The following is a 1,221-nucleotide window of genomic DNA, read 5'->3' as shown; positions in this document are numbered from 1 at the left end:
TGACCTGCTCCCCGTTGATTAATACACCGCGATGTTAGTAATGTCTTCATAAGCCACATGAGGACATTCCCATGAAGAAGCGTTTTTCCGACCAACAGATCATCAGTATCCTCCGCGAAGCTGAAGCCGGGGTTTCTGCCCGTGAACTCTGCCGCAAGCACGCCATTTCCGACGCCACCTTTTATACCTGGCGTAAGAAGTATGGTGGTATGGAGGTGCCCGAGGTTAAGCGCCTGAAGTCGCTTGAAGAAGAGAACGCCAGACTCAAGAAGCTGCTTGCCGAAGCCATGCTGGATAAGGAGGCACTCCAGGTGGCTCTGGGGCGAAAGTACTGACGACAGACCAGAAGCGGGAAGCCGTTGAGTTTATGTGTGGTGCGACCGGTCTGTCGCAACGTCGTGCCTGCAGACTCACAGGTTTGTCCCTGTCGACCTGCCGCTATGACGCTCAGCGTCCGGCGGATGATGCCCATTTATCAGGGCGCATTACTGAACTGGCACTGGAGCGCAGGCGTTTTGGCTACCGCCGCATATGGCAGTTACTGCGCCGTGAAGGGCTTCTGGTTAATCACAAGCGCGTGTACCGCCTTTATCATCTGAACGGGCTGGGCGTTAAACGCAGACGTCGTCGTAAAGGGCTGGCAACAGAACGTCTGCCGCTGCTCCGCCCGGCGGCGCCCAACCTGACTTGGTCGATGGATTTTGTCATGGACGCGCTCGCCACCGGTCGCAGGATCAAGTGCCTGACCTGTGTGGACGACTTCACGAAGGAATGCCTGACGGTCACTGTTGCCTTTGGGATTTCAGGCGTGCAGGTGACACACATTCTGGACAGCATTGCGCTGTTTCGAGGCTATCCGGCGGCGATAAGAACTGACCAGGGGCCGGAGTTCACCTGCCGCGCACTGGATCAATGGGCTTTTGAGCATGGTGTTGAGTTGCGCTTAATCCAGCCGGGCAAGCCAACGCAGAACGGATTTATCGAGAGCTTTAACGGACGATTTCGCGATGAATGTCTGAATGAGCACTGGTTCAGCGATATCGTTCACGCCAGGAAAGTCATTAAAGATTGGCGGCAGGATTATAACGAGTATCGTCCGCATTCAGCACTGAATTATCAGACGCCATCAGAGTTTGCAGCACGGTGGCGGAATGGAAAATGTGAAGGTAAACAAACCGACATTACTAACTGATGGTTGTATCTAATACTGGGGGCAGGTCA

General features: G+C 54.4%; 1 protein-coding gene. It reads left to right on the top strand.

Annotated elements, in window-relative coordinates; all coding sequences use genetic code 11:
• The first annotated feature begins 71 nt into the window (after positions 1 to 71).
• A protein-coding gene (locus FBY13_RS23320; protein WP_109718365.1) for an IS3 family transposase occupies positions 72 to 1,192 on the top strand; the annotation gives its coding sequence in 2 pieces (ribosomal slippage) (positions 72 to 330 and positions 330 to 1,192; 1,122 coding nt in all).
• The last annotated feature ends 29 nt before the right edge of the window (positions 1,193 to 1,221 follow it).

Source organism: Pantoea sp. SJZ147 (assembly GCF_007828605.1).
GTDB lineage: Bacteria > Pseudomonadota > Gammaproteobacteria > Enterobacterales > Enterobacteriaceae > Pantoea > Pantoea allii.
This window is presented reverse-complemented; position numbering and strand designations above follow the sequence as displayed.